At 38.5% G+C, this 21,987-nt stretch carries 26 protein-coding genes; 24 read left to right on the top strand and 2 right to left on the bottom strand.

Translation table 11 applies throughout. The features are described 5' to 3' along the window. Nucleotides 1–40: 40 nt before the first annotated feature. The 6 genes from NQ117_RS06445 (at nt 41) to NQ117_RS06420 (ending at nt 3,783) form a co-directional block, all read left to right on the top strand. Complete coding sequence (locus tag NQ117_RS06445) at nt 41–730, top strand: DUF2711 domain-containing protein (protein WP_258277155.1); 690 nt, start codon at nt 41–43, stop codon at nt 728–730. A 148-nt stretch (nt 731–878) separates the two neighbouring features. Next, on the top strand, nt 879–1,202 hold the full coding sequence (locus tag NQ117_RS06440; RefSeq protein ID WP_258277154.1) for a hypothetical protein: 324 nt from the start codon (nt 879–881) through the stop codon (nt 1,200–1,202). A gap of 397 nt (nt 1,203–1,599) precedes the next feature. Continuing rightward, a complete protein-coding gene (locus NQ117_RS06435) occupies nt 1,600–1,818 on the top strand; it encodes a hypothetical protein (RefSeq protein ID WP_258277153.1) in 219 nt (72 codons plus the stop codon). A gap of 159 nt (nt 1,819–1,977) precedes the next feature. Further along, nucleotides 1,978–2,424 carry a protein export chaperone secb gene (locus tag NQ117_RS06430; RefSeq protein WP_258277152.1) on the top strand — a complete coding sequence of 149 codons (447 nt, stop codon included), beginning with the start codon at nt 1,978–1,980 and terminating at the stop codon, nt 2,422–2,424. A 316-nt stretch (nt 2,425–2,740) separates the two neighbouring features. Then, complete coding sequence (locus NQ117_RS06425) at nt 2,741–3,016, top strand: hypothetical protein (protein WP_258277151.1); 276 nt, start codon at nt 2,741–2,743, stop codon at nt 3,014–3,016. A gap of 215 nt (nt 3,017–3,231) precedes the next feature. Beyond that, entirely contained in the window at nt 3,232–3,783 is a 552-nt protein-coding gene (locus NQ117_RS06420; RefSeq protein WP_258277150.1) for an SMI1/KNR4 family protein, read from the top strand. A 221-nt stretch (nt 3,784–4,004) separates the two neighbouring features. On the opposite strand, the gene gltS is transcribed toward NQ117_RS06420, so the two are convergent. Next, nucleotides 4,005–5,192, bottom strand: coding sequence for a sodium/glutamate symporter (gltS, locus tag NQ117_RS06415; RefSeq protein WP_258278184.1), 1,188 nt, complete (start codon nt 5,190–5,192; stop codon nt 4,005–4,007). Continuing rightward, nucleotides 5,176–6,165: a formimidoylglutamase gene (gene hutG / locus NQ117_RS06410; protein WP_375163025.1), complete on the bottom strand. Its 990-nt coding sequence runs from the start codon at nt 6,163–6,165 to the stop codon at nt 5,176–5,178. The genes gltS and hutG overlap by 17 nt, the downstream gene beginning before the upstream one ends. A 107-nt stretch (nt 6,166–6,272) precedes the next feature. Between hutG and NQ117_RS06405 the strand changes: the two genes are divergently transcribed. The 18 genes from NQ117_RS06405 (at nt 6,273) to NQ117_RS06320 (ending at nt 21,987) form a co-directional block, all read left to right on the top strand. Continuing rightward, complete coding sequence (locus NQ117_RS06405) at nt 6,273–7,172, top strand: LysR family transcriptional regulator (protein WP_258277148.1); 900 nt, start codon at nt 6,273–6,275, stop codon at nt 7,170–7,172. Nucleotides 7,173–7,414: 242 nt separating this feature from the next. Continuing rightward, nucleotides 7,415–8,590: an alanyl-tRNA editing protein gene (locus NQ117_RS06400; RefSeq protein WP_258277147.1), complete on the top strand. Its 1,176-nt coding sequence runs from the start codon at nt 7,415–7,417 to the stop codon at nt 8,588–8,590. Between the two features lie 284 nt (nt 8,591–8,874). After that, a complete protein-coding gene (locus tag NQ117_RS06395; RefSeq protein ID WP_258277146.1) occupies nt 8,875–9,579 on the top strand; it encodes a DUF1919 domain-containing protein in 705 nt (234 codons plus the stop codon). After that, nucleotides 9,566–10,090, top strand: coding sequence for a GNAT family N-acetyltransferase (locus NQ117_RS06390; protein ID WP_258277145.1), 525 nt, complete (start codon nt 9,566–9,568; stop codon nt 10,088–10,090). Before NQ117_RS06395 ends, NQ117_RS06390 begins: the two co-directional genes overlap by 14 nt. Nucleotides 10,091–10,340: 250 nt before the next feature. Then, nucleotides 10,341–10,820 carry a DUF2975 domain-containing protein gene (locus NQ117_RS06385; RefSeq protein ID WP_258277144.1) on the top strand — a complete coding sequence of 160 codons (480 nt, stop codon included), beginning with the start codon at nt 10,341–10,343 and terminating at the stop codon, nt 10,818–10,820. An 11-nt stretch (nt 10,821–10,831) separates the two neighbouring features. After that, nucleotides 10,832–11,047, top strand: a complete 216-nt coding sequence (locus NQ117_RS06380) for a helix-turn-helix domain-containing protein (protein WP_258277143.1) — start codon at nt 10,832–10,834, stop codon at nt 11,045–11,047. A gap of 211 nt (nt 11,048–11,258) precedes the next feature. Then, the gene (locus NQ117_RS06375) at nt 11,259–11,810 is read left to right on the top strand and encodes a GNAT family N-acetyltransferase (RefSeq protein WP_258277142.1); all 552 of its coding nucleotides are present in this window, start codon (nt 11,259–11,261) and stop codon (nt 11,808–11,810) included. 39 nt (nt 11,811–11,849) lie between these two features. After that, a complete protein-coding gene (locus NQ117_RS06370) occupies nt 11,850–12,671 on the top strand; it encodes a GNAT family N-acetyltransferase (RefSeq protein WP_258277141.1) in 822 nt (273 codons plus the stop codon). A gap of 39 nt (nt 12,672–12,710) precedes the next feature. Beyond that, complete coding sequence (locus NQ117_RS06365; protein ID WP_258277140.1) at nt 12,711–13,235, top strand: DinB family protein; 525 nt, start codon at nt 12,711–12,713, stop codon at nt 13,233–13,235. Nucleotides 13,236–13,504: 269 nt separating this feature from the next. Beyond that, nucleotides 13,505–14,296, top strand: coding sequence for a lipid II flippase Amj family protein (locus tag NQ117_RS06360; protein WP_258277139.1), 792 nt, complete (start codon nt 13,505–13,507; stop codon nt 14,294–14,296). Between the two features lie 9 nt (nt 14,297–14,305). Continuing rightward, a complete protein-coding gene (locus tag NQ117_RS06355) occupies nt 14,306–14,533 on the top strand; it encodes a hypothetical protein (protein ID WP_258277138.1) in 228 nt (75 codons plus the stop codon). 39 nt (nt 14,534–14,572) lie between these two features. Continuing rightward, nucleotides 14,573–15,490 (top strand): 5'-nucleotidase, encoded by a 918-nt coding sequence (locus tag NQ117_RS06350; RefSeq protein ID WP_258277137.1) that lies wholly within the window; start codon nt 14,573–14,575, stop codon nt 15,488–15,490. A 35-nt stretch (nt 15,491–15,525) separates the two neighbouring features. After that, a complete protein-coding gene (gene rpiA / locus NQ117_RS06345; protein ID WP_258277136.1) occupies nt 15,526–16,194 on the top strand; it encodes a ribose-5-phosphate isomerase RpiA in 669 nt (222 codons plus the stop codon). Nucleotides 16,195–16,272: 78 nt separating this feature from the next. Further along, nucleotides 16,273–17,088 carry an ankyrin repeat domain-containing protein gene (locus NQ117_RS06340; protein ID WP_258277135.1) on the top strand — a complete coding sequence of 272 codons (816 nt, stop codon included), beginning with the start codon at nt 16,273–16,275 and terminating at the stop codon, nt 17,086–17,088. Between the two features lie 21 nt (nt 17,089–17,109). Continuing rightward, entirely contained in the window at nt 17,110–17,676 is a 567-nt protein-coding gene (locus NQ117_RS06335; RefSeq protein ID WP_309137852.1) for a DinB family protein, read from the top strand. Between the two features lie 763 nt (nt 17,677–18,439). After that, a complete protein-coding gene (locus NQ117_RS06330; protein ID WP_258277134.1) occupies nt 18,440–19,942 on the top strand; it encodes a malate:quinone oxidoreductase in 1,503 nt (500 codons plus the stop codon). A 635-nt stretch (nt 19,943–20,577) separates the two neighbouring features. Then, the gene (locus tag NQ117_RS06325) at nt 20,578–21,492 is read left to right on the top strand and encodes a GIY-YIG nuclease family protein (RefSeq protein WP_258277133.1); all 915 of its coding nucleotides are present in this window, start codon (nt 20,578–20,580) and stop codon (nt 21,490–21,492) included. Nucleotides 21,493–21,522: 30 nt separating this feature from the next. Beyond that, nucleotides 21,523–21,987 carry an NUDIX domain-containing protein gene (locus NQ117_RS06320; protein ID WP_258277132.1) on the top strand — a complete coding sequence of 155 codons (465 nt, stop codon included), beginning with the start codon at nt 21,523–21,525 and terminating at the stop codon, nt 21,985–21,987.

Genomic DNA, 21,987 nt, shown 5'->3' with positions numbered 1-21,987 from the left:
AATCATTGCAATACATTGAATGATAAGGAGCTATAAATAGATGAACTATATCTGGCTCAATGATAGTTCGCCAATACTTGAACAGCTACAGGGAAAGTTCAATTCAGCAATAATAATTTTAAATCCATTCATACAAATGCCCATGGGATGGAAAGCAAGTAAAAAGATAAATAAATTTGAACATATATACCCAGAAGATGCTGAGATAATAGAACATGGTTCACCGATAAATTGGAGCGATATTGTCAGTCAAAGTGAGCTGAATGATAATTGCGAATTAGCTTTAGCATTGAAGACGTGTATCGCTGCACTAAACTCTTCATATTCTCGAAGAAATTTGGCAGATAAATTGCTCATGAAACTTGATTATGATAATGACTTGTTTTTCCCTAATGAAGATAAGATCTCTCATTTCATCATCAAGGATATTATAGAGTTATATCTTTCGTTTGGAATTTCTAAGGTCCAATATTCAGATCCAATCTTCGATACTGATGGAGATGTAGATTTAACCACAATTGAACCAATAAGTTTTTGTGAGTTAGCAACTAAAGAAGTTATCATTACTGATGACTCAAATCGAATTGCATTCATGAGTGTATATGATTCCTTCATTACATTGTTGTTATTAAACGATATTGATCCTAAAGAAATTGTAGACAGATTTAAATGGGACAATATTCAATGTACTGAATCAACTTATATTAATTGGTATTTGAAAGAAGAATAGTTCTGATTGAAGCTTGGAGAAGGTAGCGACATCCTATTTCACGCATCGGGTATTCGCCCTTGGTCCTAGAAGAAAGCGCTACTGACACATCCGACATACGTCGTAAATACAAGAAAATATGTAGAAATACATAAAAAGTGGTGATACATTGAAGAATCAATTTACGGATATTGAACAACAAATCGCTGCGACATTAAAAATAATAGTTATAAATATACGTGGGAATCAGGCGGGGGATGGCAAGGCAATTGTTGATTTAGATTCAATAGGAAAACTACATAAGCAGCTTGATATTTATAAAAAACAAATTGAAAAAGAACAAGTAGTCAACAAGGATATTGTAGGGATGTTGTTATATACATGTTCTAGATTTCACCTTCAAAGTAAATATTCGAGAAATAAAGAAGAATTGCTTGATCAATTTGAGAAACTGAATATAAAGTTATTAGAACTTTATATAAAAGATTTTTAGAAAGCAATTTGTTAGTTTCATGAAGGACATACTTCACCTAACCTAATATTCAAGCACGGAGTCTGATGACCCCTGGTCCGAGAAAAGTGATTAGCAGGGGAGAAGTATCAATGGCCATATCCGACTCAGTCAGATGTCGTGAATACAAGAGCGCTAGGTGAAATCGACGAGAATATGTAATGAGGGAATTAAACCATGATGATTATAAAAGATATAAAAGAACTTGAAGGAAGCTGTTACATAGAAGTTCTACCTGGGGAGGTGAATGCTGGAATGACAGGTCTATTTTTTCACTGAAGAAGATTTTTCATTACTTGAATTATCTATTGAGAAGGAATTTGAAGGATATGATCATTATGCATTTAATGAGATCTCAAAAGAGATCTGGATAAAGATTTTGACAAGATTAGATGAGGTTAATCTTCTATTAGAAAAACAACCTAGCATTGAATTATTAAAATCCCATATAGGATTTTTTTTTGAATGTAGTGAAGAAGACTTTATAAAGGAATACGAAGATAATCTCGAAAGTTTAAAAGAATTAATATTGGAATTCAAAACATGGATTAATGAAAAGCTAAAAGAAAATGATTATATATCAATATTGGGGATTTAAGATATTCGAGAAGGTCGTCGACATTACATAGCACTATTCCCGCATTGGGAAATTGCCCTTGGTCCTAGGCGCAGCTTTGGAACTGTGGACACACTCTACATACGCAGGACACGTGATTACAAGAACGTTATAGGAAATGCGCTGAAAGTGAGATTAATAATGAAGAAACAAAAGATGATTAAAGAATATTTTTATGAAGATGGAAGTCTTCGAGATATTTATATAATGCATGCAAGCCAATTAGATTGGGAATCAATATTTGAATATCTTGATAAGAATAATATCCAGTACAAAATCACGAAAGACGGAGAACTCGTGAACGAAAGGGCAATTAATCAATTAATGAAACTTAGACAAGACTATTCACTTAACATTTCAATAGATTATAAAGGCATTTCTGTATCTGGATATTTCTACGATGCAGATCAAATTGAATTTGATATTGTGCCAGAGCAGATTCAAACTGAAGATGCAGTTGATTCACTGATAGAGTTCATGAAAGATATATCGAAACAAATTAATAAAGAAGTAATATTAACTGAAGAATTGGATATAGAAAACGAGTGTTTTAGAGTAACTCCTAGTGGAACAATAAACTTTTTGTAAGTATTACATGCACACATACCTGACATAGTATTCTCGCGTCGGGCATTCGCCCTAGGTTCGAGAAGTGACTTCGAAGAAGTGGTTGCTGTGGACACATCTGACTATGTTGGGCGTCATGAATATACGAAACGTTATATGAGATTCTTGCAAATGTGGAGTAATAACAAGTGCAGTTAAATCTCCGACGCTCTAATTGCATCGACTGTAGCTAAACGGTGAAGTTTTGTATAGGTACTGAGTCATTAAAAGCGGGAAGCAGTAACAGATGAGATTTTAGTAAAGCAATTAAAATCGCAGTGAGATAGGGAGAAAAACGTTGAAGAATCTATTAATTTCATTATTAGGGAGTGTAGTAGTTTTTGTCGCAATAGTTTGGGCATCGGAAACAAAATCTGCAGTAGAAGTCGTTAGAATAAAAGAAATCAATCATGAATCAATTTTAGTTGAAAACTCAAGTGGAATAGAAAAAGACATAGAGATACCAAAAATAATAACAAAACTAATTAACAGAAATGAAAAGTATTATATCTCATATAGCAAGAAAAGGTGGAGTGGATGGAAACTGAAAGAGATAGAGCCAATAAAGATATAAGAGAGCTGTTAACAAGGATCATAAAGTCATCGAGATGTCTATAGTAATTCGGAGAAGAACGTCATATAACAATATATTCACGCATCGATCAATTTCCCCAAGGCCCGCAAGAGTATTTAGCCGAGAAGTTGGAGCAGCGACCACATCCGACTTCGTCGGACGTCTTAAATACAGGAATGTCAGACGACATGCTTTAAAGGAGTATCAAAAGAAATATGAAAAACACTATATCAAGACTCAAAGGACACGGAATAAAGTTTGAGGCAGGACTAACCTCAGAAGAAATAATACGAATCGAAGATATTTACAAAATCATTTTTCCAGTTGATTTGCGTGAAATGTTACATAATGCACTTCCAGTCGGTGAACGGTTTCCAAATTGGAGAGATTTCTCAGAGCATAACACAAATAGAATTTTAGAAATGTTGAACTGGCCACTAGAAGGAATGCTATTTGATGTTGAACATAATGAATTTTGGTTTGATTTATGGGGGAGCAAGCCAATAGAAATAGAAAAGGCGAAGGAATTATGTATCGAAGAGTATAAAAAAGTGCCCAAATTAATTCCTATCTATTCGCACAGATATATTTCTTCACATCCAAATGAAGAGGGAAATCCGATATTTTCCGTATATCAAACAGATATAATTTATTATGGTGAGAATCTTGATGAATATTTTAAAGTTGAGTTTAATGACAAAGAACATAAGGACATTAATTATAGCAAGATAAAAAAAATAGAATTTTGGAGTGATATTGTGGGGTAATCGAAAAGGAAAGCGAGTCGCATAACACGACATTCACGTAGCGGGTATTCGTCCGTGATCCGCGAGTAGTCTTAGCAGAGGATAATATCAGCGGAGACATCCAACTTTGTTGGGCATCGTGAATCAAGAACGTTATGATATTTGCGGAAATAAACAAACCTCCAATTCCACATTGTGGTTGGAGGTTTGTTTGCTATGTTTAATAAACTCTATTAAACATACTACTTAAATAAATTCAATGTCGTAATAATGATAGGCATGGCGAACACGTCGATAAGAAATGCGCCTACGATAGGCACGATCAGGTACGCTTTGCGGGAAGGTCCGAAGCGTTCCGTTACCGCTGCCATATTTGCCATTGCATTTGGCGTGGCACCAAGGCCATGCCCTGTAAATCCGGCAACCATTACGGCGGCGTCATAGTCTTTGCCCAGCATTCTGAACAAGATGGAAATGCCGAATAGTACGATAAAGATAACTTGTACCAGCACGATGGCGAAAATCGGAAGGGCAAGATCGGCCACTTCCCATAGCTTGATGCTCATGAGCGCCATGGATAGGAATAGGCCAAGAGTAACGTCACTTATCAGGTTGATGCTCTTCATGTCGATGGTACTTGGGTTTAACTTGTCTATAATGTTACGGACGATAACGGCGACGAACATGGCTCCCACATATCCGGGAAGGACAAAGCCTGTCGCTGACGTGAACAATCCTCCCAAATATGTCCCTAACGCCATACAAAATGTAATGATCAGTACTTGGATGAAGAAGTTATTTGTTGTTATCGGCAGTACTTTTTCTTCTACGTTTGTTTCTTCTTCCTTTGTCTCCGTCGGCTTCAGATTGTATTTGGTTATTAAGTATTTTACGGTTGGTCCGCCGACTAGCCCACCTGCGATAAGGCCAAAGGTAGCTGCCGCAATCCCGATGGACAATGCAGAGGGGATTCCCATAGCTTCAATCGTTTGTCCAAATGCGGTTGCCGCTCCATGTCCACCTTCCATAGATACGGCTCCTGCCATCATTCCAATTAGCGGATGCAGGCCGAATAAAGAGGCGAGAGAAACACCAATCGCGTTTTGTGCCAAAGCTAGGAATCCGCAAGCAAGCCAGTAAATGACGAGCAGCTTGCCGCCTAATTTAATAAGTTGAAAGCTTGCTCCCAATCCTACTGTGGTGAAGAACGTGAGCATGAATAGACTTTGGAGCGATGTATCCAATGTAATTTCCAATAGACCTGTCGCTTTCAGTATCGTAGCCAAGGTGGCAAACAGCAGTCCACCGACAACGGGTGCCGGAATACAAAATTTTTGCAGTACTCCCGATTTTCTGACCAAGAAGGTTCCTAGTACGAGCAGGGCTACGGCCAAAAATATCGTATTCACTTGATTAAGTGCCAGCGTCATCATTGTTCCTCCCCATAAATGCGATAATGGCTTCATTTGTTAAGTATGCACCTAGCTTTATCGTTCTGCCGTTCTCGTCGAGAGTCGGATTCACCTCGCAAATGTCAAAAGAAAGCGTTTTCTTATGAGTGGCAACAGTACGGATCAGGTCTCTAACAACCATCGGTGTTAATCCGAATGGAGACGAAGCGCTGACTCCCGGTGCAAATGCCGCATTGATAACATCGGTACAAAGGGTGAGCATGACATAATCCTGTTGTGCAATGAAATCATGTAAGGATGAAATAATGTCTTGCATTTGTCCATGATGCATCTCTTCTTCTAGTATATAGCAGGCACCGAGCTCGTCCGCTGTGTCGAACAGTTCCTGTGTATTTCCGAAACGTTGAATGCCAAGCACAAAATAGCGGCTGTTGTGATCTTGCTCTAATATTTGTCGGAACATCGTTCCTGATGAAGGTTGATTGTCGTAGGGACGTAAGTCGAAATGGGCGTCAATGTTAATAATTCCGAGTGAAGCATCTTGTCCAATATGCTTGCGAACGCCTAAATAATGTCCGTACAGCGTCTCATGTCCTCCTCCTAAAATAATGGGAGTAGTCGATTTGGAGTAGAGGTAAGAGATGGCATTGCCCAATGCTTCTTGGGCTTTTTCGAGCTTGTTATTGGAACAAGTCACATTCCCCGCATCGACAAGGCGATGACCCTTCGCTGCTCTCCAAGGTATGCTTGCGAGCGCTTGTCTGAGTGCATTCGGAGCATTCGCCGCGCCTAATCTCCCTTGATTGCGCCGAACGCCTTCCTCGCATTCAAAACCGATAATGGCGCAAGTGTTGGTAGAGAAGGTCTCCCATGGTGTGTTTAACTCCATTGGTTCCACGATTTGATGATAACGGAAGCTGCTTCTTCTTTCCGTATGATCCGTTCTGCCAGTCCATACTTCGGCTTCAACATGGTTTCGCAATGTCCCCACCCTTTCTGCGTATTTTGTCCATTATATGATGACATTCTTATAATTTTAAATATATAATACAAATAAATTAATAGCTTTTAGTTATAAATAGTGAAGGGAGGAGCATTTTGGATATTAAACAATTACATTATTTTGTAACGGTTGCCGATCAACTAAGCTACTCCAAAGCTGCACAAAAGCTGCATATATCACAGCCTTCTCTAAGTAATGCGATTAAAAATTTAGAACATGAGGTAGGATCGCCGTTATTTGAGCGAAGTACAAGAAAAATCGAACTGACGGACGCTGGCAATGTTTTATATCAAAAATCGATTCCACTGCTTTCTCAAATGAATATTTTGAAAAAAGAGATGAAAGAAGTAAAGCTGACTGGAAGTGGGGAACTCGTGATTGGCATGATCGAGTCGGTAAGACAGTGGGTTCCTCAAGTGATCCGTGAATATCAAGACCGCTTTCCTTCGATTCATATTAAACTATTTGAAGTGCTGAGCAGAAAGGCCGTAGTCGAGTCATTACGGAAATACCAGACCCATCTCATCATTACGAATCAGTGCATCCATGAAGATGATATTGAATCAATCCCTTTATATCATGAAAAATTAGTCCTTGTGCTGCATAGGGATCATCCTCTATCCCGAAAGAAATCCATAACATTAAAAGAGTTGGAAAAGGAATCTTTCATTATTAGCATGGAAGGATTCCAGACGAGGGAAGATATTTTAGGAGCCTTTGCCCTTGAGCAAGTATCTCCAAACATCAAATTTGAAATCGAACGCTTCGAAACTGCTTTGACATTGGTTAGAGAAAATCTTGGGATTGTCATTATGCCTGAAAATTATTTAGTTGAACCGAGAGATCCATCCATTGTCAGAAAAACGATAGACTCACCTGCGTTAGAACGTACCGTTTATTTAATGTTTATGAAAAATCGCTACTTGGCACCAGCGGTCCAACACTTCTTAGAAGAAATCCAACGTAAGTTTGTACTGGAAAAAAAGAAGAAATAACAACATATGACTGGCATTTGAACATAGCCCTAGAAATGTTGGAAATTACATGTTCGTGTACTGGTTACAAACAGTACTATAGTTCGCTAATATCGCTTGATTTTTTTGAAGAGCAAACGGTTACTGTGAATGTTCTGCCACATACGAAAGTAATTGTAGATGTACCGTAACTACAAGATGTGGAACAATGGGGGCAATTTATAGTAAAGTAGATGTAATTTAGGAATAGTGAGGACTGGAATATGACGAAGAAGTTATATTATGAATCTGCTTATATCCGTGAGTGGCGGACACGAATTGCACGCAAATTGGAGCGAGCTGACGGAACTTATTTGGTATTGGAAGAGACGGCTTTTTATCCTCATGGTGGAGGACAAACCTGTGACCTAGGGTGGATCGATAATATTTCGGTTCTTGATGTCGTAAATGAGGAAGAAGAGATCTTGCATAAAGTCGAACGTCTGCCTGAGGGTGAAGAGGTAGACTGTCGATTGAAATGGGATAGAAGGTTCGATTATATGCAGCAGCATAGTGGGCAGCATTTGCTGTCAGCTATGTGTCTGGAAGTATGCCAGGCGGAGACGCTCAGTGTTCATTTAGGTGAGGATTACGCTGCGATTGATATTGCTCGACCTGATTTGCCTCAGGATCAGCTAATGATGCTTGAACTGGAAGTAAATGATCAGATTTACCTGAATCGCAAGATAACAAATTATTTTGTGAATCAGGAGCAGGCCGCTACCTTGCCACTAGTTAAGCAGCCGAAGGTAACACAAGATATCCGCATCGTTGAAATCGATGGCATTGAATACAATGCCTGTGGTGGTACCCATGTCTCCGCAACGGGTGAAATCGGCATCATTAAGCTGCTAAAAGTAGAGAAGCAGAAGGGGAATATACGGCTACATTTTAAATGCGGTTATCGCGCGTTGAACGAATTTAATGCTGGAATGGAGATTGTCAGCAGTTTGTCATCCCGATTCAAAGTTGCAAAGGATGAGATTCTGGATCGGATTGCAAAATTGGACCAAGAGCAGAAGCAGCTCCAAGCGGAATTGAACGCTGTGAAGGCCGAAAATGATGCTTACTTGGCTGAGAAGTTGTTGGCAGATCGCCAGGGTAATCTTATTCAGCATGTATTTGCAGATAAATCAGTTAAAGACATGCAGAACCTAGCGGATAAGTTCACCAAGCAAGCTGAAGTTATTGTACTCTTCTTTTCCACCGCGGATCGTAAGGTGCTCCTTGCCCAAGGTGGAGCGAGCGGATTCGCTTGCGGTGCGTTCTTTAAGCAGCATCTGGCTGATTATCGCGGTAAAGGTGGAGGCAATGACAAGATGGCGCAGGCTGGTTTTGATACCAGTGAGGATGCTGAAGCGTTTTACCATTTTACAGCGCAGTCCATAAAAGAAAAGTAGATTTTTTTCTTGATGCATGAGAGGGCTCTTTTGTAGTTTACAAGACATAACAAAAAAGCCAAATACGATAGGGATGCTTGTACTGTAAATTTCATGATGGTAAAATATAACTCAATCGAATATTAACTATCTAAGAAGGGATTATCTAGCCCACTCATCTATACGGACCAAGTGTTAGCGCACTTGGTCTTTTATTATTCATTTCTAAATGAAGTAGTGTTGTAGAAGACAATCACTAGGAGACAGTTTGGAAGTGTATTTGTACCTTTGAGGAGGTTGGATAGATGCTATTGCGACCATTCCATAGATTTATTCAAGGTATACGTAATAAATGCATGAACCGTATTCGAAAGATAGCATGCAGTAGAAAGCGTGGAAGATTAATTAACAAAACGCCTACCATTATTTCTAACAACTGTGTAGGAGGCATTATCTATCATGATTTAGGATTGCCCTTTAACTCACCGACGATCAATTTGTATTTTGAACATGACGAATTTATTAAATATGTAACTTATTTAGAAGAATATTTGAAGACCGAATTGCTTGAAGATACGAATACGGAGGAAAACTTTCCTGTTGGCGTATTGCGAAATGAGTTTGGAGAGGTAAAACTATACTTTATGCATTTTGCATCCTTTGAGGAGGCAAAAGGAAAGTGGGAGGAGCGCACGAAACGTATAGATTTGCATAATATTTTTATCATTATGGATGGAGTTCTCCATTATACTCAGGATGACTTAGAACAATTTGATAACATTAAGTACGCGAATAAAGTCATTCTTACAAACGGTGTTGAGCCTAGCTGCAAATCCTCATTTCCGCTCACTTTTTATGATGAGACGTACTTCGACGGTAAGTTACTTACCTACAGGAGCAAGTTCAGTACGAAAAGGTATTTAGATGAGTTTGATTATGTTTCGTTTTTCAATGCTGGTGGCCACAGTTACAATGCGAGGAAGGGGAACCTATCTAATGATGAATGTTAGAATTGCATCTCCTCAGGATGCAGAAGGATTAGCAGTGTTGCACGTGAATAGTTGGAAGGCATCCTATCAAGGAATTATTTCAGACGAAGTTCTATCCAACTTATCGATTGAAGGACGGAAGAAGAAGTGGGAATGGATTTTTGAGAATCTGCATCAGGATGAAACCATTTATGTAATCGAAATGGAAGGAATGGTCATGGGATTTATAGATGGTGGAAAGAGTAGAGAGGCTGAATTGGACTATGATGCGGAAATTTATTCTTTTTATTTGTTAAAGGAAATCCAGAGACGCGGACATGGTAAATTACTTTTTCATAAACTCGTAGAGAAATTAAGATCAGACCATTATCATTCAATGATGGTCTGGGTGCTTGAAGCTAATCCATCACTTGAATTTTATAAGAGAATGGGAGGGCAATATATAGCCCAAAAAGAAATCACAATCGGGGGAGAAACATTAATCGAAGTGGCATTAGGATGGGATGATCTAAGTACAATAAGTGTTGAATGAGGATTAGTAGATGCGCGAATGACAAAAGGTTATGCAAAAGCCTGAAGAGATACATATGAAGCAGGTGTACGTAGTGAAAAATTTCATCAAAATGGGAGCATTTCTCTGTACGGAGGAATGTTTTTTTATTTTCATCTAGAATAAACATCCATCAACGATAATAATGTATTCATTAGGAATAAAAATTTATTGCAAAACGATAAATATTGGTTTATATTCAATATGGATAATTATGAAGTGAGGTGTTTTTATGAAACGAGGTTCAACGCTCTTTTTGAAGATTGCTGTTTTTCTTATGGGAGCGCCGATAGCTGCTTTATGTGTTTTCTTCCCTATGGTAACGATGAAAGCAGCAGCATATTATCAAGAGTTGGCTTATTTGCAATATCCTGCTTTAATAGTTGTATATGCAACCTCGGCAGCTTTTTTCTTCGCGCTATTTCAGGCATTAAGACTGCTAAGCTATATTGACCAGAATATAGCCTTTTCAGAACGGTCTGTGTTAGCTTTAAAGAAAATAAAATGCAGTGCAATTACAATTAGCATCTTGTTTGTGGCTGCCTTGCCAATCTTGTATCTCTTTGCGGAAGTGGACGATGCTCCAGGTCTCATTGTAATAGGACTGGTAATTGTATTTGCTTCAACGGTGATTGCAGTCTTTGCTGCCGTTCTTCAAAAGCTCTTACAAGATGCCATCGATATAAAATTAGAAAATGATTTGACAGTCTGAGGTGAATGAACATGGCCATTATAATCAATATTGATGTCATGCTGGCTAAAAGGAAGATGAGCGTAACCGAACTTTCGGAGAAGGTTGGCATAACGATGGCTAACCTGTCTATCTTGAAAAATGGCAAGGCTAAAGCGATTCGATTTTCAACGCTTGAGGCAATATGCAAGGCATTAGACTGTCAGCCTGCGGATATTTTAGAGTATAGGGCTGAGGAAGAATCGTAAGAAGATACTGACATCCTAACACCGTATTTTCGCTGCGTGGCTATCGGCTCTTGGTTTATAAGTGTATAATAATGGAATAATCTCTGTCGGCAAGTGCCCCAGTCCAAAGATAAGAACTATCTAAGGCTGGGTTTTTTTACATACAAAAGTTCATGGTGATAATAAAATTTAATATTGTTATTAGTCTACATGATTCCTAAGGGGGATTGAGTTGAAGCCTATTTGGTTTGCAAATCATGTATCGTTGCAAGTCATCGACGAAATAAGTTCTAAAGAAGTATTAGATTTTGTAATCAGGAATAAAGACTTTCTGAAACCCTGGGAAGTCGAACGAAATGCTGATTATTACAGCATAGCCTATCACGAATCACTGCTTCACGATGAATATAGAAAAATGCAAGAAGGCAGCCTTTTTAAAGTTTGGTTGTTTAAGGATGAAGCGATTATTGGATCGATAGCGCTCAGTAACATTGTGAGAGGGGCTTTTCAATCTTGTCATTTAGGCTACAGATTGGATGAGCGAGAGCTAGGGAAAGGAATCATGACGGAAGCTTTGCGAGTCGTTATTAAATATGCTTTTCAAGAGTTACAGCTACATCGAATTGAGGCCAACATTATGCCTAGAAATAAGGCGTCTATTGGAGTAGTTGAAAAACTCGGATTTGAACATGAGGGCATAGCTCGCAAGTATTTGAAAATCAACGGTGCTTGGGAAGACCATATTCACATGGTACTGCTGAATGAAGAGATGCACCGATTGTAATATGTAGCATTCATTATCAGAAGATAGGAAGGTGATAACTTGGAAAAGGATATACATTATTCAACTGAGCCACCGAGAAATACTCAAGACATGAAAACACAACTAATAAATGCTGAAATGGCATACACCAAATTATTTTCGAAAAATCATGAGGATGAACACCTTATTAGATTTTGGGATGATGAAATTCCTGATATGTATTCCCATAATTATACGTTTATAAAAGAGAACCGTGCTGATTTACCGGAAATCATTATAAATGAAATCAAATTACGCCAAGAACAAAACAAGGATTTTTTAAGAATCGAAGTGAACTTTGATGCTGATATAAAAATGCTTGAAAAATTACCTATCAAACCTGAGGTTTCTATTTATGATTACATGTACATTAAAACGGATGGTTTTAGAAATATAGATGGAAACAAGAACTCTGTTGTGAAAAAAGCCATTACGGATGAGATTATTGCAGATGGTAAAAAGGTAGATATATTAGCATGTCAAGAATCTATGGGGTTGGAGTTCGCGACAAGAAGAATTGAGCGTAAATCCAAAGTTTATCAGGTGACGAATAGTCCGCTGGATTTATATGTTTGTTATGCTGCAGGTATAGCAGTTGGGAATTGTGAACTTATGACTTTGGAGAACTTAGCGAAGATAGAAGATTTCGATATTTTAGAAGAGCATCAAAGAAAAGGTTATGGAAGTGCGGTTATTCAATATTTACTGCAAAGCGCGTATGAGCAAAGTGTGCCGCATGCTTATTTAATTACGGACCATTCAGACACGGCCAAAGACATGTATGTGAAATGTGGATTTGAAAGAGTTGGTTATAAAACAGAGCTGCATTTTCAACTGAAATAATGAAGCGCTTCGGATGTGTCAGAACGAGGAGGAGGTAGTATGCTTAAAGATTTAAAAGGCGAAGCCAATATGTCGCTTATCGTGGGAATGTTATATTCCGCTGTTAAAGAAAATTGCCAAAGGCTCAAACTAATCTCGGATGGCATGTCGCAAGAAGAAGTAGATTACAAGGGACTCAACAACATTTTTAATAGTACCGCTCAGTTAATCAGACATCTTATGTACGTGGATCTCAACTGGGTCTACAGAATAAAAGGGGAGCCACTTCCGCAATCTTTACAAGAGAAATATGGCCCCATGATTGATGAAAATAATAGAATTCCAATAATCGATGGAGTTTCTTGGAGCACGCTCATTTCACAATATAATGGTGTAATGGAAATGTTGAAAGATGCATGTGCGCATTTAACAGATGCTGATCTAGATAGAGTGGTCACTTTTGGACATGACAATGAGAAGCAAGCGACGATTCGCTGGGGCCTATGGCATATAGCAGACCACAGCCGCTATCATCAAGCTCAGATTAATCAGTTAAGAAGATGGTTCAATGAAGAAAAGGCATAGAAAGAAATATCATAAAAAGTATAAACAGAATCATATTGGAAGCTGAGCAAGGAAAACTGTAACTGTGCATTGCAGTGTATTTTCTAATCTGTGCTTACATCTTCTGATATTTTAATTGTACAATAGTGATAGCGGCTATACGGATAACCGACGACAGACGACCCTGCCGAAGATAAGAGGTATCTAAGGTGGGGTCATTTCGTTTATAACTGCAGCACTTAAATACTATAAAATCTAATACTAGATTCTTTTTACACGGAGATATAAAAATGATACAAAGTCTAATTATTATATTTATTTTAACGATGATCATACACATGTTTGAAACTCTATCCTATTCGCTGCGATTAGCTGGGATAAGGGTCAATAAATTGGCAGTCGCACTATCATTAACGGGTATTATCCTGTTAGTTTCAAGAACAGCCAATCTCGTTCAAGCACCGATGACGGCCAAATTCATTGATTATGCCAAGATCGAACCTTCTTTTGATGTATTAGAATATCTTAGAATTATCCTTATTGCCGCATCTATTGGCACACTGTTCGCGATATTGCTTTCTCCAACGTTCGCTCGTATTTGGGAAAGAGTAATCTTGAAACTGCAACTTGCAGGTTCTCTTCCAAAGATGATTTCGAGTGTGACTATTGGGCAGTTGAAAAATGCGAAGCATTATGTACGAAAACCGTCTTTTCGCATTTCAAACTTTCGTTACTTAGGGATACCCAAACGATTTATTGTATTGAACATACTCGTTACAGGTATATATTCCGTAGGCGTATTAGCATCCTTATATGCGGCTCACTTAGTGCCTGAGTTGAGTACTTCGGCATCGCAGGCATCCGGCTTAATTAACGGGATGGCAACCATTTTGCTTACTATTTTTATTGATCCGCAAATTGGCCTGCTTACAGATAAGGCATGTCAGGATGAGAAGTATAAAGAACAGATCGGCAGAATCTATGTCATGCTAATGGCTTCTAGATTTGTGGGAACGATCTTAGCTCAGCTGCTGCTCGTTCCTGCTGCGTATTTCATAAGTGAAATGGTAAAAATCTTTTGAGGTGATATCATGGACGATCGAAACATTCATGAGACACAGCGTACTGAAGATAACTCGGAACTCATTGCTTCGAGTACAACGTCAATTTTTGAAGATGCTCAGCGTATTGAAGGCATAGGTAAACCGCAAAAAATGATACTCTCAGCGCTTCCCAGACCACTACGGGTATTCGGATATTTCTTTATTACGATCATGGTATTATTTGCTGTCTTTGCTTTATTATCTTCATGGTTTTAACACTACATGCAATTGTGCGCAATGAAAGGATAGAGATACATGCCATACGAGATTGAAAGCAAGTTTGTCATTTCTGTAGCTTCCAGTGCTTTATTTGATCTTTCGGAGTCTGATCGGGTGTTCAGAGAAAATGGGGAAGATGCTTACAGGGAATATCAGAGAAAACATGATAATGAAGTGTTTGCAACGGGTGTTGCTTATCCACTTATTAAAAGGCTATTAAGCATCAATACTCCACAAGAGCAGCTTGTAGAGGTTGTGTTGTTATCTAGAAATGATCCTGATACTGGGTTAAGAGTGTTTAAATCTATTGAACATTATGGATTATCGATTAGTAGGGCTGTATTTGTTGCTGGAAATAATCCGTTTGAATATATGGGAGCATTCAATGCTAGTTTGTTCTTGTCTGGTAATCCGGAGGATGTTAAAGAGGCGGTAGAACGCGGTTATCCTGCTGGTTGTATTTATCCTTCCAATTATGTTGATGATGAAGAGGATACGGAGCTGCGATTGGCGTTTGATTTTGATGGCATTATTGCAGATGATTCTGCTGAATCCATTTTCCAAGGCGGTGCATTAGAGAACTTTCATTCCCACGAAAGAGATCTAGCGGGTGAACCTTTGCCTGCTGGTCCCTTGTTGCGATTTTTCACCGAGATAGCGAACCTGCAAAAGAAAGAGATTGCAAAAAACCAAAGTGATCCAACCTATAAACCAAAGATCAGAATTGCAATTGCGACCGCAAGGAATGCGCCAGCACACGAGAGAGTCATTACTACGCTAAGAAAGCTGGATATTAGAGTAGATGAGGCGTTTTTCCTTGGGGGAATCGAAAAGAAGCGAGTACTGAGCATATTTAAACCACATATCTTCTTTGACGATCAGGTTAGCCATATTGAGGGAGTGGCGAGAATATTCCCTTCTGTTCATGTACCGTTTGGAGTAACCAATAAGTAACGGGTACAGATAAATTAATAAAAGTGGGTGTACGTATGGATGCAAAACGAAGAGCTGCTGAACGAGCAGTGGATTACATACAAGATGATATGATCGTTGGCTTGGGCACTGGCTCAACCGCCTATTGGGCCATTCAAAAATTAGGATTGAAAGTGCAGGAAGGACTACGCATTAAAGCAATTGCTACATCTGTTCAGTCTGATGAACTTGCACGGGAACTTGGAATTCCGTTGGTTTCCTTTTCTGAAATAAATGAGATTGATATCACGATTGATGGAGCGGATGAAGTTGATCATGCGTTTAATCTGATTAAAGGTGGCGGAGGGGCGCTGTTACGAGAGAAGATAGTGGCTGCAGCTAGTAAGCAGTTCATCGTTATCGTGGATGAAAGTAAAGTGGTAAAGCGTCTTGGTACGTTCCCTTTGCCTGTTGAGATCGTTCAATTTGGGCATGAAGTGACGATAAACAAGCTTCGCGATCTAGGCTGTGAAGCGAGGTTAAGGAAAGTCGACAACAAGACATTTGTAACGGACAATGGCAATTACATCGTTGACTGTCATTTTAGCCATATTGATGCTCCACAAGAATTGCATAACAAGCTTAATTTGATACCAGGTGTTGTTGATAACGGATTGTTCGTCAACATGACGAGACAGGTTATAGTTGGATACCGTAATGGGGAAGTTAGTGAGCTTGAAAAATAGTGTTTTTAATTCAACAGCCGTATCATTATCGTTATTGCTGTTGAATTATATTTTACGATGTAAAAGGGGGGAAAGTTAATGTCAAAGGTCATAACTGATGAAACCTTACATGCTGCTTGCTATAACCAAAATATAGATTTGGTCAAACAACTATTAACTAAGATAAAGCCAAATATGCTTAATAAGAAACTTAGTGACTATTCGAATCCCATTCAGGGAACCCCTTTGCAAATCACATGTAGAAACGGAAATTTGGATATTGTAAAACTTCTGATTGAAGCGGGGGCAGATAAAGAGATTAAAGATGTCGGACGACAATCACCTCTATCCATTTCTGTTGCTAACAATCACTATGATGTATCTAACTATTTAATTGAAGCAGGAGCAGACGTACAGTCCAAAGGTCCAAACAATTTGAAGCCCATTCACTATGCATGTGCTTACGGAAATAAAAAGATAATTGAACTATTATTATCTAAGGGCATTGATATCAATCAAGTAGACGGTCAAAAAAGTTCTCTTCTAGACTTTACAACGAATTTAGAAGGTGGAAATTTCGAAGCGACGAAAACACTAGTGGAGAATGGCATTGATAAGCAATTCTTCTCGACAGCGTTTAAATGGGCTTGTTGGAGGAACAACCTTAGCATTGCTCAGTATCTAGTAGAGAACGGTGCGAATTATAAAACAGAAACAACACCCAAGTCGGAGCTGTTGTTTTGGATTTGTGGGTTAGGACACAAGGATATCGTTAAGCTGCTACTAGATCTTGGAGTTGATTTTAAAACGCATGTCAAGTTTAAAGGTAAAATGTTATCATACAACGGAAGCCCTTTAGATAGGGCTATGGAAACCAATCAAATGGAAATCGTAGAGCTCATACATTCATACTAGAAATAGCAGTAATCATATCAGATGAAGTATAATATCTATCCATTAAGAAAGGAAAATTCTAAGGAATATGAAGGGAAGTTGTCCATGGAACTCCAGTACATGATGCAACAGTTGGATGAAACAAGAGGCGAATTACTAGAAATATTCAATGGATTGAAGGAAGAGCAGTTACATAAACGGAAAGACTCAACCGGTTGGAGTATTAGTCAGATAGGTCAGCACCTCATTACGGTAGAAGAGTTGTATGTCGTAGCAATAAAAAGAGGGTTAAAGAGCAATGAGGATTCATATGTTGAAAGTAAACCAATCGAAGTTCTGCTGGATAGAAGTAAAAAAATTGAAGCGCCTGATATGGTGAAACCAACGGATGAGTGTTTAGGAAACCATGAAATCATGGAAAGACTAAACAGCTCAAGACAGAAGTTACATGAATTATTAAACTCCTTAGAAGATCCATCGGTTCTGAGTAGAAGACATTTTATACACCCAGCTTTTAAAGAGTTATCACTATTGGAATGGGTTAAGTCATTGTACATACATGAACAAAGGCATATTAAGCAGATTCGTGAAATTATAGATGGGTGTTAACCCTTTGACGCCTTACAAGGCGTTTTTTTTGTACTTAATAATGGACTGAATACATATGGATGAATAAGTATGTAAGTTGCTTATGAAGGTATAAATTAGGTGACGATTACACCTATCGACTTGTTATGAATGCAAAAGCGTATCAAAAATGACGAAAATCATAGAAATCTTTACGATAATGTGAAAATCAATACTAACAATTGGATATATATATGATATGATAATAGTAATCCTCAATGAATGACAAATTCTCTGATTTCTCAACAAATTGAGGAGGGTCCATCTTTCTTTGTATCAATAGTTTAAAAAGGGGGTCTAGACATTCCATATCCCCCTGAGCAGATGAGCTCAGGTTGATTTTTGATGTTAAGATTGCTTTTTTTAAGTCGTTGATGAGTAGCATATTGGGGATGCTCGCGAATCAAGACTGGTGGTACCATATTTTTCGAGAATCATTTTTCATGTCCAAAATAAGAATTACAGCGCAACTAAGGAACTTGAAGGGCGGCTTTTCACTTGAAACAGCCAACCAAAGCCACTACCCATGTGCAAAATTGGGTTCAGGCCTTGGTTTTTGTGTATGCCTAGAGTTTGTTGACAATTTCTCATTACCTAACTGTAACAGTATGTCATCACTGCAATTTACCGGATTTTTCATAGCCTATAATCGTAATTATTTTACTCTATAAATAATAGTGAGAGCCCATGCAGCTAGAGAACCTACAACTTAACTACAAATATTAGCGTGTAAGGACGGTAAACAATGAGTAACAGACAAACGAAAACAGACGTTATTTTAATTGGTGCTGGAATCATGAGTGCAACATTGGGGACATTGCTTAAAGAATTAGCACCGGACTGGAACATTACAGTTTTTGAGAAACTTGCAAACGCAGGTGAGGAAAGCTCTAACGAATGGAACAATGCAGGAACAGGGCATGCAGCACTATGCGAGCTTAACTACACTTCCGAGAAAGCGGATGGAACCGTAGACATTAGCAAAGCTGTAAAAATTAATGAGCAGTTCCAGGTTTCTATGCAGTTCTGGTCTTATCTTGTAAGTAGCAATCTAATCCGTAACCCGCAAGAGTTTATTATGCCATTGCCTCATATGAGTTTAGTAATGGGGGAAAAAAATGTGGCGTTTTTAAAAAATCGATTTGAAGCGCTGTCAAACAATCCCCTGTTCCAGGGAATGGAATATTCCGATGAATCGGCAACACTGGAAAAATGGATTCCGCTTATTATGAAAGGTCGTACATCTAATGAACCGATAGCAGCAACAAAGATTGATTCGGGAACGGATGTTAACTTTGGTGCTTTAACGCGACTCTTACTTGATTATTTAAAAACAAAGAACGTTAATATTGAATATAAGCAAAGTGTTGATGATATAAAACGCACGAGCGACGGCTTGTGGGACTTGAAAGTACGAAATGTCGATAGCGGTACGGTGGAACGTCATACGGCTAAGTTCGTCTTTATCGGAGGCGGGGGCGGAAGCTTGCACTTGCTGCAAAAATCTGGTGTTCCCGAAGGTAAAGGTATCGGCGGCTTCCCGGTAAGTGGACTATTTATGGCGTGTAACAACCCGGAGATTATTGAGCAGCACCATGCAAAAGTATATGGCAAAGCGCCAGTTGGTGCGCCTCCGATGTCTGTACCGCATCTGGACACGAGATACATCGACAATAAGAAAGCATTGCTCTTTGGACCGTTTGCTGGCTTTTCGCCTAAGTTCTTGAAAACAGGATCTATCTTTGATCTCGTAACTTCCGTAAAACCACACAATCTCGTAACGATGCTAGCGGCAGGAGCTAAAAATGTTCCATTGACGAAGTACCTGATCCAGCAAGTCATGTTATCGAAGGAACAGCGTATGGCTGATTTACGAGGATTTGTCCCTGACGCGAAAAGTGAAGATTGGGATTTAGTAATAGCAGGCCAGCGTGTTCAGGTAATTAAAGATACTACTGATGGCGGCAAAGGTACGCTTCAGTTTGGTACAGAAGTGATCAGTGCTGCAGACGGTTCGATCGCTGCGCTGCTTGGCGCTTCTCCGGGTGCATCTACGGCTGTTCAAGTCATGTTGGAAGTCATGCAAAAGTGCTTCCCGCAGCACATAAAAGAGTGGGAGCCTAAAATAAAAGAAATGATTCCTTCTTATGGCGTGTCACTTGTGCAAAACCCTGAACTTATTAAGGAAATTCATACTTCAACAGCGCGGACACTAGGTCTAAATAGTGAACCGCAACCCGTTGTGTAATACGGGAGTTTATTTAAATACATTATGTTAAGCGGCCTTCGTCCTGATTTTTATGGTACGAGGCCGTTTTATTTTGACTGGAATAATTACAAGCGAGCGATTGAGAACTCTTACGGTAAAGCAGGGATACAGTAAATTTTTTAGTATCTTGAAGAAACTTTGAAATCATCAACCCTATATTTTGCTGAGTGATTAATTGAAGGAATGCTTTATGGAAAGAACGAAAAAATGATAGATGTAGAAGTAAAATTAAATAAGATTATTCGGGAGAGGTTCATTTGAGTGTTCATATATATATGAGCCTTATTAGAGCTGCCATGGATGTGAATACATTTACTGTACATTTCCATAACTGGCTGCTTAAATCATGACTTTTTATATGATCTTTTCCCGGGTAATAATTTTCATTTTTTAAGATGTGTGGATATTGATGGGGGTGTAGTTGGTTTATTCCATATTATTGATGGTATGATAATTGAAGAGAATTTCTAAGTATGGATGTGGTCTAGTACATCACTATTCGTAGCATGTACCCAAACGATGGCTTGAGAATGATACAAGTTATTAAAATGAAAATAAAAGAAAGTGAATGATAGCTATAAAGTTGGTACAAGATATAAAACGGAGGGAATTTCGTGAGAGGAAAATCAATAAAACTCTACATAATGGGTGAAAATTATAAAAATCTTAAAACAGCAGAATTAAGCAATTGGACGGGGAAAGCTTATATCGGGCAAAGAAAACATGTTCAGACACTGCAGAGTTTTGAAGAACTATCGGCACCAGGTATCTATGTATTGATTTCGGAAATAGAAGATTCTTTTCAAAAGAAAATATATATAGGTGAAGCAGATCAAGTAAATAAAAGAATTTCCGACCACTTTAAAAATAAAGATTGGTGGAGTGACTTTGTAATTTTTATAAGCAAGGATGCTAATTTAACAAAGTCTCATGTAAGATATCTCGAAAGGGAATTGTATGAGATTGCCAAGGAAAATCAGACTACCATTGAAACTGTCAATGCAAATACTCCCCCAGGTTCAAGATTGCCACTCTCAGATTGCGATGATATGAAGGAATTTAATGAAAACATTATTTTTATTTTAAGTAATCTAGGCATAATTGATTTTACTAAAAAGAAAGCTACTGAAATAAAAGAAGACATTGAGCAGGAACGCAATCAGGAAACCGTTTTTTATTTGAATGTTCCTGGAATTAAAGGTGAAGAGGCAAGAGAAGCAATGCTAGTGATGGTAGATGGGGCATATAGACTTCTGAAAGGCTCTTACATACGAAAGGATCTTGTTAATAGTTTTTCTAGTCATAACTATGCGAGATTAAGAAAACAACTTGAACAAGAAGATTTTTTCATAGTATCTAGCAGTGATAGTTTCTTTCAACTAACTAAAGATGTGGAGTTTACATCTCCATCAGCTGCAGCAGCTATTGTGAGAAATTGCTCACTGAATGGAAGGAAGGAATGGAAATTAAAGAGCGGATTGAGTTTAGATGAATATGAGAATAGAGGTTCTAACGAAAATCCCCTTTAATAAAAACAATATATAAAAGGACGGACAATCATGACTAGACGCATAATTGTAACAGGCGGAGCCATTATTCGAGATAACCAAGGAAGAATACTGCTGCAGAAGCGTTCCGATTACGGTGACTGGGGATTGCCGGGTGGCGGGATGGAGCCTGGCGAAACCATTGAAGAAACGATGATTCGAGAAGTGAGAGAAGAAACGGGACTTGAAGTGCTGCATTCTAGTTTAGACTCTATATACACCGGCGAGCGAATGGAATATACATATCCAGATGGAACAGAAGTCGTGTTCGTTATGTTTCTATTTCAGGTAGAAGCTGATTTACAAGGAATGATTGCTGAAGATGGGGAGAGTCTTATTTTCACAGACCCACACAATGAGTCTTTGCAGTTTGTATGTAAGCAAATCGAAGATATCGATATCAGGATCATTAATAAAGTACAAAAGCCTGTGTTTATGGACTTAAAGCAAGGAAAAGTAGGAGTATTAAGAAGCTAG

Source organism: Paenibacillus sp. SC116, from assembly GCF_024733555.1.
GTDB lineage: Bacteria > Bacillota > Bacilli > Paenibacillales > Paenibacillaceae > Paenibacillus_B.
The sequence above is the reverse complement of the archived record's forward strand: the minus strand, read 5'-3'. Positions and strand labels throughout refer to the sequence as shown.

Coding starts and splice junctions, on each gene's coding strand:
- NQ117_RS06445 (WP_258277155.1), top strand. CDS start 41: ATGAACTATATCTGGCTCAATGATAGTTCGCCAATACTTGAACAGCTA.
- NQ117_RS06430 (WP_258277152.1), top strand. CDS start 1,978: ATGAAGAAACAAAAGATGATTAAAGAATATTTTTATGAAGATGGAAGT.
- NQ117_RS06420 (WP_258277150.1), top strand. CDS start 3,232: ATGAAAAACACTATATCAAGACTCAAAGGACACGGAATAAAGTTTGAG.
- gltS (WP_258278184.1), bottom strand. CDS start 5,192: ATGACGCTGGCACTTAATCAAGTGAATACGATATTTTTGGCCGTAGCC.
- NQ117_RS06400 (WP_258277147.1), top strand. CDS start 7,415: ATGACGAAGAAGTTATATTATGAATCTGCTTATATCCGTGAGTGGCGG.
- NQ117_RS06395 (WP_258277146.1), top strand. CDS start 8,875: ATGCTATTGCGACCATTCCATAGATTTATTCAAGGTATACGTAATAAA.
- NQ117_RS06390 (WP_258277145.1), top strand. CDS start 9,566: ATGATGAATGTTAGAATTGCATCTCCTCAGGATGCAGAAGGATTAGCA.
- NQ117_RS06385 (WP_258277144.1), top strand. CDS start 10,341: ATGAAACGAGGTTCAACGCTCTTTTTGAAGATTGCTGTTTTTCTTATG.
- NQ117_RS06380 (WP_258277143.1), top strand. CDS start 10,832: ATGGCCATTATAATCAATATTGATGTCATGCTGGCTAAAAGGAAGATG.
- NQ117_RS06365 (WP_258277140.1), top strand. CDS start 12,711: ATGCTTAAAGATTTAAAAGGCGAAGCCAATATGTCGCTTATCGTGGGA.
- NQ117_RS06360 (WP_258277139.1), top strand. CDS start 13,505: ATGATACAAAGTCTAATTATTATATTTATTTTAACGATGATCATACAC.
- NQ117_RS06355 (WP_258277138.1), top strand. CDS start 14,306: ATGGACGATCGAAACATTCATGAGACACAGCGTACTGAAGATAACTCG.
- NQ117_RS06350 (WP_258277137.1), top strand. CDS start 14,573: ATGCCATACGAGATTGAAAGCAAGTTTGTCATTTCTGTAGCTTCCAGT.
- rpiA (WP_258277136.1), top strand. CDS start 15,526: ATGGATGCAAAACGAAGAGCTGCTGAACGAGCAGTGGATTACATACAA.
- NQ117_RS06340 (WP_258277135.1), top strand. CDS start 16,273: ATGTCAAAGGTCATAACTGATGAAACCTTACATGCTGCTTGCTATAAC.
- NQ117_RS06335 (WP_309137852.1), top strand. CDS start 17,110: ATGAAGTATAATATCTATCCATTAAGAAAGGAAAATTCTAAGGAATAT.
- NQ117_RS06330 (WP_258277134.1), top strand. CDS start 18,440: ATGAGTAACAGACAAACGAAAACAGACGTTATTTTAATTGGTGCTGGA.
- NQ117_RS06320 (WP_258277132.1), top strand. CDS start 21,523: ATGACTAGACGCATAATTGTAACAGGCGGAGCCATTATTCGAGATAAC.